This is a genomic window from Streptomyces sp. CB02058 (genome assembly GCF_001905505.1).
GTDB lineage: Bacteria > Actinomycetota > Actinomycetes > Streptomycetales > Streptomycetaceae > Streptomyces.
This window is the reverse complement of sequence record NZ_LIPG01000010.1, coordinates 68,331-83,960: the sequence shown is the minus strand read 5'-3', so window position 1 is coordinate 83,960 and position 15,630 is coordinate 68,331. Positions and strand designations below refer to the sequence as shown.

Genomic DNA, 15,630 nt, shown 5'->3' with positions numbered 1-15,630 from the left:
CCCGCGGAGCGGGTTGGAACGCGCTGCGCGCGTCCAAGCGAAACCGCCGGGCTTCGCCCGCCGCCCCTGGGTTCGCTTCGCTCTCCCAGGGGCAACCTCCGCTTCGCTGCGGTCGCTGACGAAGTGTTCGTTGTCAGCCGGCTTCGCTCGGCTGACAACGAACCGGACTGCTTCGCAGTCCGGTTCGGCAGGTCAGCTTCGCTTCCCTGCCTGAGACTTTCCGGCTTCGCCTCCAAGACTGGCCCGCTGTGCGGGCGGCTGGCTACAGGCCGAGGGTTGCGCGAGGTTGAGTGTCGGTCTCGGCCTTACTCGGATGGGGACTCTTCTTCCAAGCTGGCACGCTGTGGAGGGTGCCCCTGTCATAGTGGGTGAAAGTCTGGGTTCCGCGGCAGTCTGCAATCAAAACTTATCCCGGATAAAGTCTACGCTGAGCGGGTAGTGCCTCTGCGGGGTGCCCCGGGGGTGAGAGGTGACGCACTGTGGTGACTCACTGGAAGCTTCGTCCTCATCAGGTCGAAGCTGTTGACGCGGTGGTACGCGTCTTGGGGCACGTTCCTGATGAAAGATCACCGGGTGGGGTGCGAGCCCAGGTTGTTGCTGCGACCGGCACGGGGAAGAGCCTGATCTCGGTCCACGCGGCGCGAGCTCTGCGTGCAAGACGGGTTCTGGTTCTTGTTCCCACGCTCGGGCTGTTGGCCCAGACCGTGTCGGTGTGGCGCGAGGCGGGACGCCGGGGCCCGATGTTCGGTGCCTGTTCGCTGTCGGACGAGGACTCACAGACTCTCCAGTGCACCACCGACGCGGCGGAGTTGGTGGGGTGGGTCTCGGGCCTGGATTCGGTGACGGTCTTTGCCACCTACGCCTCGCTGGGACTCGGGGTCCTGGAACAAAGTCATCGCGCGGGGCTGGGCACGTGGGACCTCGTGGTGGTGGATGAGGCGCACCGGACATCGGGGGCGTTGGGGAAGGCGTGGGCGGGGGTTCATGACGATGGGCGGGTGCCGGCGCTGCGTCGGTTGTACATGACGGCTACGCCGCGGTTGTGGGAGGTGGCGGACCGGGAGGGTCCGGAGGGGGGTGAGCTGGTTGCGTCGATGGACGACGAGGCGGTGTTCGGGCCGGTGGTGTATCGGCTGTCGCTGTCGGAGGCGATCGAGCGGGGACTAATTGCTCGTTACCAGGTGGTGTGCGTGGACATCGCGGACCCTGGGTTGCCTGTGGTCGACTTGACGGGGGGTGGGGGCAGGACTGCGCGGGTACGGGGGGCGCGGCTGGCGGCTTTGCAGACGGCGGTGATGAAGGTTGCTGCGGAGCGGCGGCTAAAACGGTTGCTGACGTTTCATTACCGCACAGGTGAGGCCGAGGCATTCTCCAGTGGCCTGGGTGGGGTGGCGAAGGAGCTGCACGAGAGTGATCCGGGGTTTTACCCGGGGACTGATGGGGTGTGGGCTGACTGGTTGTGCGGGGAGCATCGGCCGGGGCACAGGGGGCGGGTGCTGGAGGGGTTCGCGTCGGAACCGGAGGTTCCGGGGGCGGCGTGGGTGCGGGTGCTCTCTTCTGTGCGGGTGCTGGGTGAGGGGGTTGATACCAAGGAGTGCGATGCGGTCGTCTTCGCGGACGTGCGGGGGTCGGCGGTCGACATCGTCCAGGCGGTGGGGCGGGCGCTTCGGATGCAGCCGGGCGAAGGCAAGGTGGCTTCCCTGGTCGTTCCTGTCTTCCTCGGGCCGGGTGAGCAGCCTGACGAAATGCTGGTCTCACGGGCCTACGGGGAGCTGGTGAAAGTACTGATGGCTCTTCGGGCGCATGACGCGCAGGCCGTGGAGCAGCTGGCCGCTCCTCAGGTGGCTGGCGGCCGGTCGCGCGGCAGGTTGATGGAGGGGCCGGGTGAGGTGGGCAAGGTGGCTGCGGAGCTGTTGTCGTTCTCCCGGCCTCGGGATCCCGCGCAACTCGCGGCCTTCATCAGTATGCGGGTTCTGCAGCCGGAGAAGCAGTTCTGGAGGCGGGGCCTGGCGGCAGCGCTGGCCTATCGCAGTGACCATGGTGATCTGGCGGTTCCGTACGAGTACCGGACTGCGGATGGGTTCGCTCTGGGGGTGTGGATCGCACGGCAGCGCACTGCTTATACCCGTGGGGAGCTGAGCAAGGAGCGGGTGGGGCAGCTGGAGGAGCTCGGCATGATCTGGTCGCATGTCGAGGTCGCGTTCGCTGAGGGGCTGTCGGCGGCACGTGGGTGGGCCCAGGAGCACGGGCACCTGCTGGCGCCGGCCGATGCCATGTGGGAGGGGTACGCGGTAGGGGTGTGGCTGAAGAACCAGCGGGCGGCCGTGAGGCAGGGGGCGGGTGGGCTGAGTGCGGCACGGCGCCGGGCCCTGGAGGACATCGACCCGTCGTGGTGCCCTTCCTGGTCGGTTGCCTGGCAGCGGTGTTTCCACCTAGCCCGTCTGCAGGTCCAGGGCGGGCAGGCGCTGCCCGAGGAATCGGGGCAGGTGGTGGTCCAGGGAGAGGACCTGGGGCAGTGGGCCGGCGGACAGCGGCGTAATTGGGAGACCCTCGGGGCAGCACAGCAGTGGCTGCTGAAGGAAGCCCTCGGACTCGGCCCCCTGCTGAAGGCCGAGCGGGACGTGGTGGCACCGCGGCGTACGCGGGCGCAGGTGTGGGCGGTCAATCTGGCTGCTGCCCGCCAGTACCGGGAACGGGAGGGGCATCTGGAGGTGCCTCACCGGCATGTCGAGAAGGTCGGCGGGGACGAGCAGGCGCTGGGGGTGTTCATCGCCAATAGTCGCTCTCGCCGGGAGCGGCTGGCGCCCGAGCGGGTCAAGGAACTGTCCGAGCTCGGAATGCGCTGGGGGTGACCTTCGGAGCGGGGCTGGCTCGGGTTGGATTTAACCCTGGGGTGTGGGGGTGGATGTAGCCCTCGGGTGTGATCGCGGTGCGAGCTGGAATGTGCAATTCCCTGTGCTGGAAGGGCCCCTTGGCATACGGTTCGCCCATCAAGGGGAGGTACCGGCTATTTCCGTATTCGACGAACTGCACGAACGCGGGTGCTTCGGCCCCGCGTGTCTGGCTCTGACCGGCGAGCTGGTGCGGCAGGAAGCACGGCGCTTCCCCGTTCTTGATCCTCCGGCCGGCTGGCAGAAGGCCGACGAGGAGGATCTGCTGTATGAGTTCCTGGCAGACCGCCTCCAGGCGGTCACCGCCAATCTCCTGGCTCAGGCCGACGACAATGCCCGGGAGCATCGCAGGGGTGGCGTGGCACCCTCTGGACCTGCGGGACCCTGGAAGTGTGGACGAAGTTCTGGCCGAGGTGCGGCCGTCAGTCGTGGTCAACGCATCGAGCGGGGGCCGGATTGGGCGGTCACGGCCGAGGGTGCTGTCCGGTTGGCGATGGCTGTGGCGAAGTGCGGCAGCCGTCTGGTTCATGTGTCCTCTGACGCCGTTTTCTCCGGGTCCTGTGTCCGTTACGACGAGTCGTGTCTGCCTGATCCTGTCACTCCCTACGGGGCGGCCAAGGCAGCGGCGGAGACCGGGGTCCTTCTCGTACATCCGGGGGCCGTGGTCGCACGGACGTCGCTGATCATCGGCGACGGGAAGTCCGAGCACGAGCGCGCTGTGCACGAGCTGGCCACTGGGGCCCGCGACGGGGTCTTGTTCACCGACGACATCCGTTGTCCGGTCCATGTGGCCGACCTGGCCGCGGCTCTGCTGGAACTCGCGTCGGCTGATACGAGCGGCATGCACCATCTCGGCGGAAGCGAGGCCCTGAGCCGTCATGAACTCGGCACCCTCATCGCCAGGCGCGACGGACTCGACGCAACCCAACTGCCCACCGGCCTGCGGGCCCACACCGCGCTTCGAGGGCCTCTCGACGTACGCCTCGACAGCCGCGCAACCCAACGCAGACTTCGCACCACGCTGCGCGGCGCCCACCAGTTCCTCACCCCGACGGCTTGATTGCCCGGACTGCGGTGGGAGGCCTGTCTCCCGAAGCGGCGAGGTCTCTGCGGGCAGCACATGTGGATGCGACGAGGCCGGCCACCGCGTACGGTTGGCCGGCCTGGCGCGGGCAGGGCATGCGCCAACATGCTTCTGCCGAGTGTCCCTGTCCGTACGGTTGCAGCCAGTAGCAGTTCAAGGACGCCTCACGGGCCGGGTGAACCGACCTCGTGGTTATCTGTTCCCCAGCATCATCTAGACAGGTCAGGGCGGCAAGCGCGGCTTGGACACAGGTGAGCCAACGAGTACGGCAGAAGCGCTGTTCGGGGCATTGCGCCACTCCCCGAGCGGGTCCTGTCGGCACACGGCGGGCGTGAGCGGATTTTAAATTCGCCCGGATCCTTGGACGCCTTTGAATCAAAACCTTCACTCTACGGACATACGAGACAATAGGTTCCGTGGTCGCGCAGCGGAGATCTGCCACTTCCTGGGATGATGGAACAGGCCCCAGTGCACGGGCGGCGACGCCAATCGCTTCCGTGCGTACGGGAATTGCAGCCAGTAGCAGACCCCTGTCGGTACATGTGCTCGTACCGGCCCAGATCAAGGACGTCCCGAATGACCCAGCACATCATCCACTCCTGCCCGCCCGCCGCCAGTGCCGCGCCACCCTCGCCCGTCGGCGCGGCCGGGCGCTTCACCGCCACGCAGGCGGGAACGGTCCTGGCCTTTCCACTCATGGGCTGCGCCCTGCACATCGCGGGCACACCCGTCTCGGACATCCTCTACCTCCTCGGCACCTGCGGCGGCATCGGTGTGTTCGTGGTGCTCATCGCCGCCGGCGGGCTGCGTCGCCTGGCCTCTCGCGGGGCAGCGTGCCTGAAGGCCGTGGCTGCTGCCGCTGCCGGAAAGTAGGGGTGGATCCATGGGACGCCGTGAGAATCCGGTCGACTGCAGTGCTCCCCACCGGGGCCGTCTGGCCGAGGAGTTGCGCCAGTGCCGTCACAGGGCGGGCCTGACCTACGCGGAGCTCGCCGAGCGCACGGGGGTATCGGCGGCCACGCTCAAGCGGGCCGCTTCTGGCAAGACCGTGGCCCGGCGTGACACGGTCGAGACCGTCGTGACCACATGCGGGGGAAGCAGGGACACGGTGCGCGCCGTGGTCGAGCTGTGGCGGTGCGCACGTATCGAGGATCGCGGCAGCATGAAGGTGATGTGCGCGCCGCGACCCGAACTCATCAGCGACGAGGGCGACCTCAGCAAGGCACTGGAACTCCTGTACGAGCAGGCCGGTGCCCCCACGCTGCGGGAGCTCCAGCGGCGCAGCGGCAATTCCCGTGCGCTGCCCGTCAGCAGTGCCGCCCGGATCGTGAAGCGCGTCGCCCTCCCGGCCGACCTGGCACAGCTCAAGGCGTTCCTGACCGGCTGCGAGCTTCCGCTCGACCGACACGTGGTGTGGGTGAACGCCTGGAACAAGATAATCTCCCGTCGCAAGGCCAAGTCCGCTACGTCCACCGCCCATCAGCCCGCCAGCCCGCAGAGGGGCAACGTCAAGGACCTGTTCCGCTGGTACCCCTACCTGCCGAAGGAATGGGCATCCAAGAAGTACCCGTGCCGAGACGAGAAGATGGCTGCGGCCTTCTGGGAGCCCTTCCATGTCGACCCCCTGCGTTCTCTCGACGAGAGCGCCACGCTGCGGCTGCGCCGCGAGGCCGATCGCAACGGCCTGGCCGACGTGATCATCTCCGGCAAGGACGGGCGGTTCATGCTCCCCGAGTAAAAGCAGTCGCCTGGTGGGTCACCGCGCCCTTCTGGTGTGGGCATCGCACCCGACCCGCCGACGGGCGACAGGCCCGGCACGCCGCAGTGTCAGCTCACCGCAAACCGTTGACCGGGTGGGCCGGTCGTGGTCACGGACCTCGGTCGGCTCACCGCTGCCGTGGCCGCGAGGCTCTCCTCGCGGCCACGGGCTTGTGCTCGCCATGTCCAGCACGCCGGGATCCGTCGTTTCGTCGCCGCCTGGTGTGTCAGGCTCGGTCTGATGCTTGGCTGTCCTGTGCCCCGCCCATTGTCGGCAGTTGTGGCGAGCGGCCTTGTGCGGCAACTAGAACGAACTTCTCAAGGAGTTCCTTCAGCTGCGGCACGTACTGGAGGTAGAAGCTGACGAAGATATCATCGTCGTCATCCGGAATGCCGTCCTCCGTGCACCAGCGGCGGACATCCGTGCACAGCTCCAGGAGCTTGTCGATGACCGGCTGATAGGTCGGCATCAGTACCCGCATCGGACGTGCCGCGGTGCGTACCGCAACAAGGGCATGGTCGACCGCCGCCAACGCGTCCAGGTCGCTGGGGTGCACCGCTTCTCCAAAACCGTGGAACGCACGCACGTTGTGCTCGAATACCAACTCGGCCTGCGCCATCAGTTCCTCTACCGCTTCGACCAGGCTCACCACACTGCCTGTGGGCAACGGTGCCCCGGGTTCGGCATCCCGCCCAGCGGATGTGCAGGCACCGTCCATAAGCGTCATGCGGGTACTGGCCGTGGCACGGCGCCGCTCGGCATCCGCGGCAGCGCGCAGCCCTTCCATCACCGAGGTAGGCCGTCGGGTCGTTCCCTGCTTCTGGGCAGCGCGGCGTTCAAGGAAGCACACGAGAGCATCGAATGCGTTGACGTCGGCCGGGACGCTCTCGCCGCTGAACCACTGGCTGAGTTTTGACCTGCCGAGGTTCACCTTCGGTGTCCGGTTACCGCCCCAGGTGGCTATGACGGTGTAGGACGGAGTGCTGGCCCGGGCACGGAGGGCACGTAGTTCCTGCGCCAGGTGGTCGCGCGCCGCCCTGTCACTCATGGAGTCCCCTGTTCACTCTGAACGATCGCTGAACAGTAATTTCACCAGGCCTGGTCTGCGCGGGCCTCGTGTTCAGCACCACTCGTCCTCGCTGAACATTCCCCTGAACAGCCTTCCTTGGTATCTCCGGCACAGCGCCGGTTCTGAATTCGAGGAGCAGGCTATGAAGGCGTTCATGGAGATGGTGCGCAGCAGGGCGTGGTGGGGTGGGGTGGCGAGGGTGATCGCCGGGGTGATGGTTCGGGGAGTGCTCAGGGAGGTCCTGGACTACGCCGTGAGTCTGATCAGCGTGTGACTGCGTGTGGCCGCCTTGGTGGAGGCGGCCACACGTCGTTGTACCGAAGCACGTCAACGGCAGAGCCGAATGGCATGGCAGATGGAACCGGGCCTTCCCCCGTGGTGGTGGACACGCGTCTTTGATCACGCGGCGAGCGTGAGCTTAGCGGCGTGGTGGCGGCGTTCGTATTCATTGGGGCTGAGGTGGCCGTTGGCGGAGTGCCGACGGCGGGTGTTGTAGCGGGGTACGCGCTGCTGCCGACGGCACCCATGGACCGGGTGATCTTGAGTTGATCGCAGAGGTCGGCGAAGGCCCGCGAGCCGTATTGGGCTCCGTGGTCGGAGTGGAACACCGCCCCTTCAAAACCGGCGCGGGTCGTGGCGGCCATCTCCAGAGCGTCGGCGACCAAGCTGGTGCGCATGTGGCTGGCGATGGACCAGCCGACGACCTTGCGGCTGAAGCAGTCCAGCACCGTCGCGAGGTAGAGGAACTCGCCGTCTGCGAGGGGCAGGTAGGTGATGTCACCCATGTATTTGCGGCCCGGTTCGACCGCGGTGAAGTCTCGCTGGAAGAGGTCCGGAACCCTGGAGACAGCCGGGTCCGGGACGGTGGTGCGGACGCGTCTGCGTAGGCGGATGCCGGTGATGGAGAACGTCCGGATGACGCGGGCGACGCGCTTCTCGTTGACGTGCAGGCCCTGGTCGCGGAGCTCGGCGGTCACCCGTGGGGAGCCGTAGACGCCACGGGAATCGCCGTGGACCTCGCGGATCCTCACGGCCAGGCGCTGGTCGGCCCGCCGGCGGGCGGCCCGGGCTCCCTTGCCGGCCCGCCACTTGTAGTAGCTGGACCTGTTCAGGCCGAGAACCTGGCACAGCCGCTTCACCTCGAAGGCGTCCCGGTGGTCGTCGACGAACTGGAAGCGGCTGATCACCAGTTCGTCTCTCCGGCGAAATACTTGGCCGCCTTGCGGAGCATGTCCCGCTCGGTGGCCAGTTTCCGCTCGCCGGCCTCGAGCTCGGCGACCCTGGCCTCGAGCTGCCGGATCCTCACGTCCGGTTCCGAGGACGGCGCCGTCCGCACGAGCCGGACCGCGGTCCCGGTCTCCCGGGCCGTGTCCGGGCCGGCACCACGGCGTTCACGGTCCCGCAGCACCCAGGTCCGCAGAGTGTTCCTGTTGATGCCCAGGTCCGCGGCGATGCTCTTGTACGTCGCCCCGGGCATGGACTCGAACAGGGCCACAGCATCGGCCCTGAAATCGTCCGAGTAGTCCTTCATCGCCCTCGGCGGTCTTCTCGCTTCCTCCGGATCAAGCAGATCCAGTATCAGCGTGTCCACCACTCAGGGGGAGGCCCCACCGGTCGCAGCAGCCTGGTTGTCACCGGTGAGGTGTGACTGAGCGCTTCAGTTGGCGAGTGAGCGCCAGCGCGGAGGCCGGTAGCTGCCTCTACGCCTTCTGGCCGCCCGCGCCGTGCTTGTGGATTGCAGCGTCGAGCACCCCGAGAAGACGGAGTAGCAGGTCTGCGGCATCGTCCTCGTGCTCGGTCAGCGCCCAGGAGAGAGCCGCGATATGTCCGGGCACAGGGGCGGCTCCGCCGGACGCGGTCTTCAGGATCCGCGCCACCTGGCCGTGGCTGACGGGCTTGCCCTTCTCGATCAGCGTGGCCAGGTCAGCCGTTGCGGTACGCAGCCAGCCGAGGCCGTCGGCCGCGGTTGCAGGGACGGGCTTGTGTGCGGCTGGGCGTAGGTCGGCCTGGTCCAGGACTTCCAGTTCCAGCCCGGCCGCATCGCACAACTCGCGCGCGGTCTCCCGGGTATCCCCGGTGACTGGGGCGACCGAGGCGAGCAGGTGCACGTCAGCCCCGAGCCGCTTACTCAGCGCGACGTCGCGCTGAAGCTGGGCCGCGTCGAACTCCGAGGCTGAGGTCTTCACCTCACCGGAGAGGACCCTCCCGTCCCAGACACCGAAGACGTCCACCTCCTCCTGAGTGCCGTCGGCGAAGGTCACGTCGGTGCCGGGGAGGAAGTGAGAACGGGGCTTGCGCCGGCAGAGCTCGGCGATGACAAGCAGATGCGGCAGAAGGCCGTTGTCGCTGGCCCGGTCGGTGAAGCTGTCGAGCCGGTAGTGCACGGAGGTCAGCGCGCCGCCGGACTGGTAGGCGGACACGGCGCCGCACCCGGGGCACTGCGGGGAACCGCTGGTCTGGGCGAGCGGAACGAACGACCGGCTGGTGCACGAGGGGCAGACGCTCTCCAGCCCGCGCTCGGCCCAGCCCAGCGCGCACAGCCGCTCCAGTGCCGCCGCCCGGTCCTCCACCCTGACATTCTGCAGCTTGTCGGCGGGCAGATAGCGGCGCTCAGACCGGCCCCCCCCCACGTGGCGGCCAGCTCGGCGAGGTCGGCGTCCGGATCGCCGTCTGCCCGACGCTCCTTCAGCCGCCTCAACAGCTCCTTAGACCGCGGCGTGGTCAGGGCGATGGCTGCCTCGTAGACACCGGGTTCGAGAAGCGCGAAGCTGTCGGCGCGCTCGGCCAGGGCCGTTCCCAGCCGTCCTGCGGAGGACAGCTGGTGCCCGGTTGTGACATCGTCCAGAAGCTGTTCCGTGGCCTGCGGCAGCAGGGGGAAAGTCATTTGAACGGCGAGCTGATGGCTCATCGGCAGGAACGCGAGCTGCAGCCTGCCGTCCCGCCACTGGGCGCCGGGGTGGACGAGCCGGGCGATGGACGGGCGGGCTGGCAAGCCGAGCAGGGGCTCGCCCCAGAACCTCACCAGGGCCCCGGCACGCCCATTGAACTGGACGGGCTGAACGAAGCGCAGGGTGCTCGGCCCGCCGGCGAAGACCTGGACGTCGAAGGACGTCGGCACGCCGTAGTGGCGTTCGATGGTCACCCACGCCGTGGGGTCCAGGTCCGTTCGGAAGGTGAACGGGGCGGTCCGGGCCGGGGACGCGGGCATGCAAGCTCCGTCCCGCGGCTCCTCCTCGGTGGGCTCCAGGCCGAGCGCTGAGGCGAATTTCAGCAGCTGGTCGGGCGACGCCGAGCGGCTGACGAGCGCCACGTCGACGGCGAACTCGCGGGGGCGAGACTTGAGGAGACGGGCTACCTGCTTGGGGAAGTCGAGCCAGTGCTTGACCGTGTCGGCGCCCGGCAGCAGCAGCATCGGCATCTCGATCATGTGGGCCGGTCTCAGCGCCCTGGTGTTCCAGAAGTCGATGCTGTCGGTGAAGCCCTCGTCCTCGATGACCCACAGGACCGTCGGGATGTGCCTCGCGGGGGTGCTTGGGTACTCGCCGAACTGCGCGAGCGTGCTGTGGATCCGGCTGTCCTCATTCAGCTGGTACCGGCCGAACTCGTCCTCCTGCTTGCTCACCCTCACGTGTTCGAGAAGGCGGTGCGGCTCTACGCAGCCGGCCGCCGCCAGATGCCAGAGCGCTCCGGTCGGGCTCGCTGCGATCGGAGGGTAAGCCGGGTCCGTGTATTGCACGACCTCGGCCAGGGAGCAGGTGAATGCCACGTCGCTCTTCCGTATGACCGCAAGGTCGACGATGGGCAGCCCGAGGCCTTGCGCGATCTTCTTGGCAGCCTGAAAGTCGGCGTCGATGTTGACGAGCGCCTCGACCTTGGCCACGCGGACGGTCTGCTCGTGCAGCGGGGACAGGCCCGAAGCCTGGGCTTCGACGATGGGCTCGGTCATGCCGCCCCACCGGCTGCTGGCCTGCGTCACGGCCGTACGGAACCCGGCCACGCTGCCGCTCGCAATGAGGTAGGCCGCCCGGGAGGGGAGGACGGCTGCTTCCATGCCGGCCTGCCCCAGATATCTCCTCGAATCCACGGCGCCAGCCTCCCATGGCACTGGCCGGGCGCGTAATGACGAGGTCGCCACCGAGAGTCGCCCCAGGAGTGGCACACCTGTTGCCGGGTCACAGCTCAGCAACGCGACGACCAGACCTCTACGCGCTCAGCTCGCCGTCTCGACCGCTCACCCGCCACCTGAAGCGCTCAGTCACAGCGGTTCTGTGACTGAGCGTTGTAGTTGGCGGGTGAGCACGTGAATGCTGGGGGCTACCGCACACTCCGTGAGGATGATGAGCGCATCATGGAGTCGTGAATCGCGCGACAGCCACCCAGTGGACCTTTGTGAAGCGCCCGGCCCAAGTGCAGGGTCGGCGGACTGCGATCGCCACCATGGCCGGGTGGGAGATCCGCGAGGAAGGCGCCAACTGGCGGGTACGGACGGTCGAGTCCTATCTCAAGCAGCAGCCGACCCTGCTGACCACTCGCCTCATCCAGAAGAATCAGTTCGATTTCCTGGCGACACTGCCTATCCAGGTGGCGCACCTGACCGCGGGCACCAGGGGCATGGTCGATACGGAACTGCACCGGCTGGAGGGCACAGACTCGCTCGCTGCCTTGGTCGCCCGGTTCCAGCTCGTCTTCCTGGAGAGGTCCACCTCGCGCCTACCTGACGCCATGGAGGCGTTCTTCGTCGCGGCGAGGAAGATCCTGCCGGCCTCCGAGTTGCTGGTCGTGGACGTGACTCCCGAGCTCTCCGCCCGCTATACCCTCGCAAGGCTCCTGCTCACCGCCGAACTGGCTCCTGGCCAACTACCCCTGGATCAGCTCCCTGCCGGGCGCGCCCTGGCGACCAGCGGCATCTTCGGGGCCCAGCTGTTCACCGCGCCAGCTCTGCTAACCCTGGCGCCGTACATCGTCGGCGTCCCGTCCACGCGAGCCCACGCCGCCGCCGTATGGCTATTCGGACGGCCGGTCGCCGGGCTCGCCTTCCCCACGAACCAACTCGTAGACATGGTTCGGCCGACAACGGACCGCTTCTCCGGGCCGGGCCAGCGGGGTGGGAAGAATCCTCCGGTCGTTTCCGCTGAGCAGAGCACGGCGTTCTTCTTCTGGTGGACCACGCAGGTCAACAAGGTCCTGGCTGCGGCCACAGATCCGGTCAACTTCGCCGACCGGAATACCAACGTCTACAGTCCGATCTGGCACTGGCAGTACCTGGCCAGCATCGAACGGCTCTTCCGCGACGTCACTGAAACCCTTGCCGATACGGAATACCACGAGACATCCCAGCTGAGGTCGGCATATGACGCGCTCGACACCTTGGAGGGCATGCGGATGGGCACCTTCGACACCCTAGCGACTCCGTCCCGCGCCGCGCGGACTCTGGAGGGTCTCCGGCAGGACCTTCCCCCAGATATCGCAGCGGTCGCTCTGCCGGTGTGCCAGCGGGCCGTCGACGCCCTCGGCCGCGTGAAGGACAGCTTCGCCAAGAACAGCACGTACTACACGCCTACCGGCCTCGCCGGCCTGCCCGGGAAGAAGGGCCCGATGAACAAGACCTGGGACGACGCCACTTCTCTTTACCTGCGGCGGGACCGCAACAGCGCCCACTCCTTCCTCAACCTGGACGAATGGGAGAAGACCCTCCTGTTCGCGCATGAGGGCCTCCTGCCACGAGGGATCGCCGGGCTGGCCTTCCTGTACCTGCTCGACCTGGTTGCCCATCCCGAACGGATCACCGCGAAACTGCCGTGAGCTGTTCCACGCAGAGTACGGGCGAGGCGGCTTGGGGCCGCAGTCTCTCAGCTCGCGGTGACAGTCAGCGCGACCATGTGACGACTCTCCCGACCAGTCACACGCCCTCGACCGCAGCGCTCAACCCGCCAAGCACGGCGCTCACCCGTCAACTAAAACGCTCAGTCACATGAGGCAAGCAGGCTTCCCCGCCGCCGTGAGGCCCTACAGGTCGAATTCGATGTGCTCGACGTCGGTGAACTCCACGAGGAGTCCGCCTGCCCGGCGGCCGCCGTCGCGGAAGTACGTCTCCTGGAGGGCTTCGGCGGCGATGTTCTGGAGTTGTTGGTCGGTGGCTTCTTGGTCGCGGGCTTCGAAGAGGCGTGCGGCGTAGGTGGGTGGGAGGGCGACGGTGAGGTGGCGCAGGCGGGCGTCGTCGGTACTGCCGGGGGCGGCGGTGTAGCCGAAGCGGGCGCGTGTGTCGATGACGATGCCGTGGGTGGTGGCGGCTTTCTGCTTGGCCTGGGTGCGGATCTGGGGCTGCCAGCGCTTGGTGACTTCGCCTTGCAGGCGGGTGGCGAGGTCCTTGCGGGGCGTTTTGATCTGGTTCTTGACGTAGCGTTCGACGGTGCGCTGGCTGATGCCGAGCTGCTGGGCTGCGGCTTTGGTAGATTTCAGCTGTCGTACGAGGTAGCGCATGCGGGCGCCGGCCGAGGTGGGGATTGGTCGGGTGAAGGCTTTGTGGACGGCTCTGTCGAGCCCGTCGGCGAGCTGTCCCATCGGTTACTTCCTACTCCCCGTTGTCGGTTCGGGTGACCTGGCCGTCCTTGATGTACCGGGCGATGTTCTCGTCCGGGCCGTGCTGCTCGTGGACACTTTCGGCCCACAGGGTGGTCTGGGTGCCCTCGTGCTTGACCATGCCGGGGCTGACGCCGAGGCGGAAGCCGCCCGGCAGCGGCTTGCCGTCCTTGTAGGGGAGGAAGTCCAGGGGGCTGGGGCCGTCGCTGGCGTAGACGGCGCAGTCGGAGAGGATCGCGAGCGGGTACTGGCCGGTGGCGTCGGCGAGTTTGAGCATCTTGCGGTGCATGTTGATGCGGGCTTTGGAGATGACGGCGGCGCGGATGTCGGGGCGCCAGGTGGGGCGGGACAGGGCTCTCCAGGGCTCCCCCGGTTTCCAGCTCTCTCCGCGGGGGCGTTCGCGGAGTTTGCCCAGGCCGCCCTTGACGGTGGCCTTGATGGCGGACAGGAGGGTCGCCATCTGCGGGTCGCGCAGGCGGTGGCCGTCCATGGCCGCCAGGAAGTCAGCCGGGGTCAGGTCGGTGGTGACGCCGAGGTCGGCCATCGTCGCGATGTAGGCGTCGCGCAGCCGGTTGTACCAGCCGTCCAGGTAGCGGCCGCTCTCCTGGCGGACGTACGCCTCGACGGGGGTGACCTGGTAGCCGAGCTCGAGGGCGTAGGCGACGGTAGGTGTCGCGTACCAGGCCGGACCGGTGGGCCTCTCGCCCCGTGGGGTGAAGGGTGAGGGGAGGCGGTCGTCGAGTTCGATGTGGGAGAGGTCGACGAGCCAGGAGCCGGGCAGCTTCGGGTCGAAGGCAGGCCGGCGCAGGTGGGTGGGCGCTCCCAGGCCGACGGTGGTGCCGTTGGCGGCGGCGGCGAAGGCCATGTTGACGTCGATGCCCACGATGTACCGCTTGGCGCACTCTTCGTCGGTGAGCGGGCGTGCCCAGTCGTAGGCCTCTTCCATCAGCATCTCGGCGGGGGTGCGCTGATGGAAGCGTGGCAGGCCGGCCAGGAGAGGGTGGCCGTCCGGTGCCTCGCACGGTGCGCAGTCCACCGGCTCCTTGCCGAGCGAGCCGGGGTTGTGCTGGCTGTGCCTTTTGCCGGTGTGGTCGGGTTCGCTGGCCCGGGTGGGCGGGTGCAGTGCGGTCATCAGTTCCAGGCCGGTGACGGCCGTGGATCCTCGCGGGGTGATCACGCGGGTGGCGTAGGTGCCCAGCAGGCGGGCGAGTTCGGGGGCGGGGAGCTGTGCGGTATCGCCCCAGCTGCGTTTGTCGAGCGCGTTCCAGGAGGGGATGCACAGTTGCACGCACGCCCGCTTGCCGCCTTGGGCGGGGCGGTAGATGCGGGCCCAGGGGCCGAAGCCACGGCGGGTGAGCTGCCAGTCGGCCCGGGCGAGCTGCTTGATGACCTTGTGGCCTTCCGGGAGCCGTCCGGCGCTGCGTTCCTCATCGCTGAGCCGGGCCGGCAGGCCATAGCATTCACAGGCGGCGGGGGTGAGCACGATCAGCGGGTCGGCGTCCTTGCCGGATCCGTTGAGCCGGGCGGCGCCCAGCTTCGCCTCGGTCAGCGTCCAGTCGACCAGAGCGGGAACGGACCTGGCGGGCACGTCGAGGACGAGACCGCCCACGCAGTAGGCCACGGTGTGCCCGTCCTCGATGTCGACGACGGCCAGCGGGCCGTTCGCGAACCGCGGATCGGCCTGGGCCGGTGGCACGGTGGTCTTCGGGGCCGCCGGGCGACGGGCCGCCGTGCGCGCCGCGCCCGCGGGGGCGGGTGCGCGGACAGCCCGGGCGGCACCGGCGGTCGGAGCAGCGGTGGACGGCGTGCCGGCGGAAGGGGCGGCGGCGGGTACAGCCGGTGAGAGAGCCTCGGGAACCGGTGTCACCGGAGCGGCCAGACCGGCCGGTGCCGCCTTCGGGGCGGGGGCGGCGGGGTACAGCTCGGCGAGCTTGTCCAACAGCCGGGCGTATGCCTCGCGTTGTGGAGGGCGTGGTTCTGTCTTGCCGTTCTCCCAGGACACGACGGTCGCGCGGCGTACATCCAGCGCCTTGGCGACCTCGTCCTGCGTCAGACCGTGCGCCTTGCGCAGACGCTCCCGCTCCTGCGGTCGCGGCAAATGCGCGCGGCCCGCGATGAGGGCATCGACCGCGTCAAACAGTTCAGACATCGCAATCCTCCCCGGTCATGTTCCGAACCTACCTCCCACCGCCCAACGAAAGCAACTTTTGCCGTACTTCCTTCGAACATATTGCGTACTTTCGAGGCG

General features: G+C 68.0%; 10 protein-coding genes and 2 pseudogenes. 6 read left to right on the top strand and 6 right to left on the bottom strand.

The genetic code is table 11. The annotated features are described in order from the left end of the window. The first annotated feature begins 479 nt into the window (after positions 1–479). From AMK10_RS36080 to AMK10_RS36065, 4 genes and pseudogenes are all read left to right on the top strand, one after another. Positions 480–2,852: a DEAD/DEAH box helicase gene (locus tag AMK10_RS36080; protein WP_382564497.1), complete on the top strand. Its 2,373-nt coding sequence runs from the start codon at positions 480–482 to the stop codon at positions 2,850–2,852. A 371-nt stretch (positions 2,853–3,223) separates the two neighbouring features. Beyond that, positions 3,224–3,951: pseudogene (locus AMK10_RS36075) on the top strand (SDR family oxidoreductase). Between the two features lie 600 nt (positions 3,952–4,551). Continuing rightward, the gene (locus tag AMK10_RS36070; protein WP_073753897.1) at positions 4,552–4,848 is read left to right on the top strand and encodes a hypothetical protein; all 297 of its coding nucleotides are present in this window, start codon (positions 4,552–4,554) and stop codon (positions 4,846–4,848) included. A 10-nt stretch (positions 4,849–4,858) separates the two neighbouring features. Continuing rightward, on the top strand, positions 4,859–5,713 hold the full coding sequence (locus tag AMK10_RS36065) for a helix-turn-helix domain-containing protein (protein ID WP_073753895.1): 855 nt from the start codon (positions 4,859–4,861) through the stop codon (positions 5,711–5,713). A gap of 247 nt (positions 5,714–5,960) precedes the next feature. Here AMK10_RS36065 and AMK10_RS36060 read toward each other — a convergent pair whose 3' ends face one another. Beyond that, positions 5,961–6,782, bottom strand: coding sequence for a hypothetical protein (locus AMK10_RS36060; protein ID WP_073753893.1), 822 nt, complete (start codon positions 6,780–6,782; stop codon positions 5,961–5,963). A 163-nt stretch (positions 6,783–6,945) separates the two neighbouring features. On the opposite strand from AMK10_RS36060, the gene AMK10_RS38570 reads away from it, so the two are divergent. After that, positions 6,946–7,077 carry a hypothetical protein gene (locus AMK10_RS38570; RefSeq protein WP_274535371.1) on the top strand — a complete coding sequence of 44 codons (132 nt, stop codon included), beginning with the start codon at positions 6,946–6,948 and terminating at the stop codon, positions 7,075–7,077. A gap of 125 nt (positions 7,078–7,202) precedes the next feature. Here AMK10_RS38570 and AMK10_RS36055 read toward each other — a convergent pair. The 3 genes and pseudogenes from AMK10_RS36055 to AMK10_RS36040 all read right to left on the bottom strand — a co-directional run bounded on the left by AMK10_RS36055 (position 7,203) and on the right by AMK10_RS36040 (position 10,749). Further along, positions 7,203–8,334: pseudogene (locus AMK10_RS36055) on the bottom strand (IS3 family transposase). A 169-nt stretch (positions 8,335–8,503) separates the two neighbouring features. After that, on the bottom strand, positions 8,504–9,223 hold the full coding sequence (locus AMK10_RS36045) for a hypothetical protein (RefSeq protein WP_073753889.1): 720 nt from the start codon (positions 9,221–9,223) through the stop codon (positions 8,504–8,506). Continuing rightward, a complete protein-coding gene (locus AMK10_RS36040; protein ID WP_143195016.1) occupies positions 9,193–10,749 on the bottom strand; it encodes a hypothetical protein in 1,557 nt (518 codons plus the stop codon). The genes AMK10_RS36045 and AMK10_RS36040 overlap by 31 nt, the downstream gene beginning before the upstream one ends. Positions 10,750–11,159: 410 nt before the next feature. Here AMK10_RS36040 and AMK10_RS36035 point away from each other — a divergent pair, with 410 nt between their 5' ends. Further along, a complete protein-coding gene (locus AMK10_RS36035; protein WP_073753885.1) occupies positions 11,160–12,605 on the top strand; it encodes a hypothetical protein in 1,446 nt (481 codons plus the stop codon). Between the two features lie 204 nt (positions 12,606–12,809). On the opposite strand, the gene tpg is transcribed toward AMK10_RS36035, so the two are convergent. Continuing rightward, the gene (gene tpg, locus AMK10_RS36030) at positions 12,810–13,364 is read right to left on the bottom strand and encodes a telomere-protecting terminal protein Tpg (RefSeq protein WP_073753883.1); all 555 of its coding nucleotides are present in this window, start codon (positions 13,362–13,364) and stop codon (positions 12,810–12,812) included. A gap of 10 nt (positions 13,365–13,374) precedes the next feature. After that, entirely contained in the window at positions 13,375–15,531 is a 2,157-nt protein-coding gene (gene tap, locus AMK10_RS36025; RefSeq protein WP_073753881.1) for a telomere-associated protein Tap, read from the bottom strand. Positions 15,532–15,630: the final 99 nt, after the last annotated feature.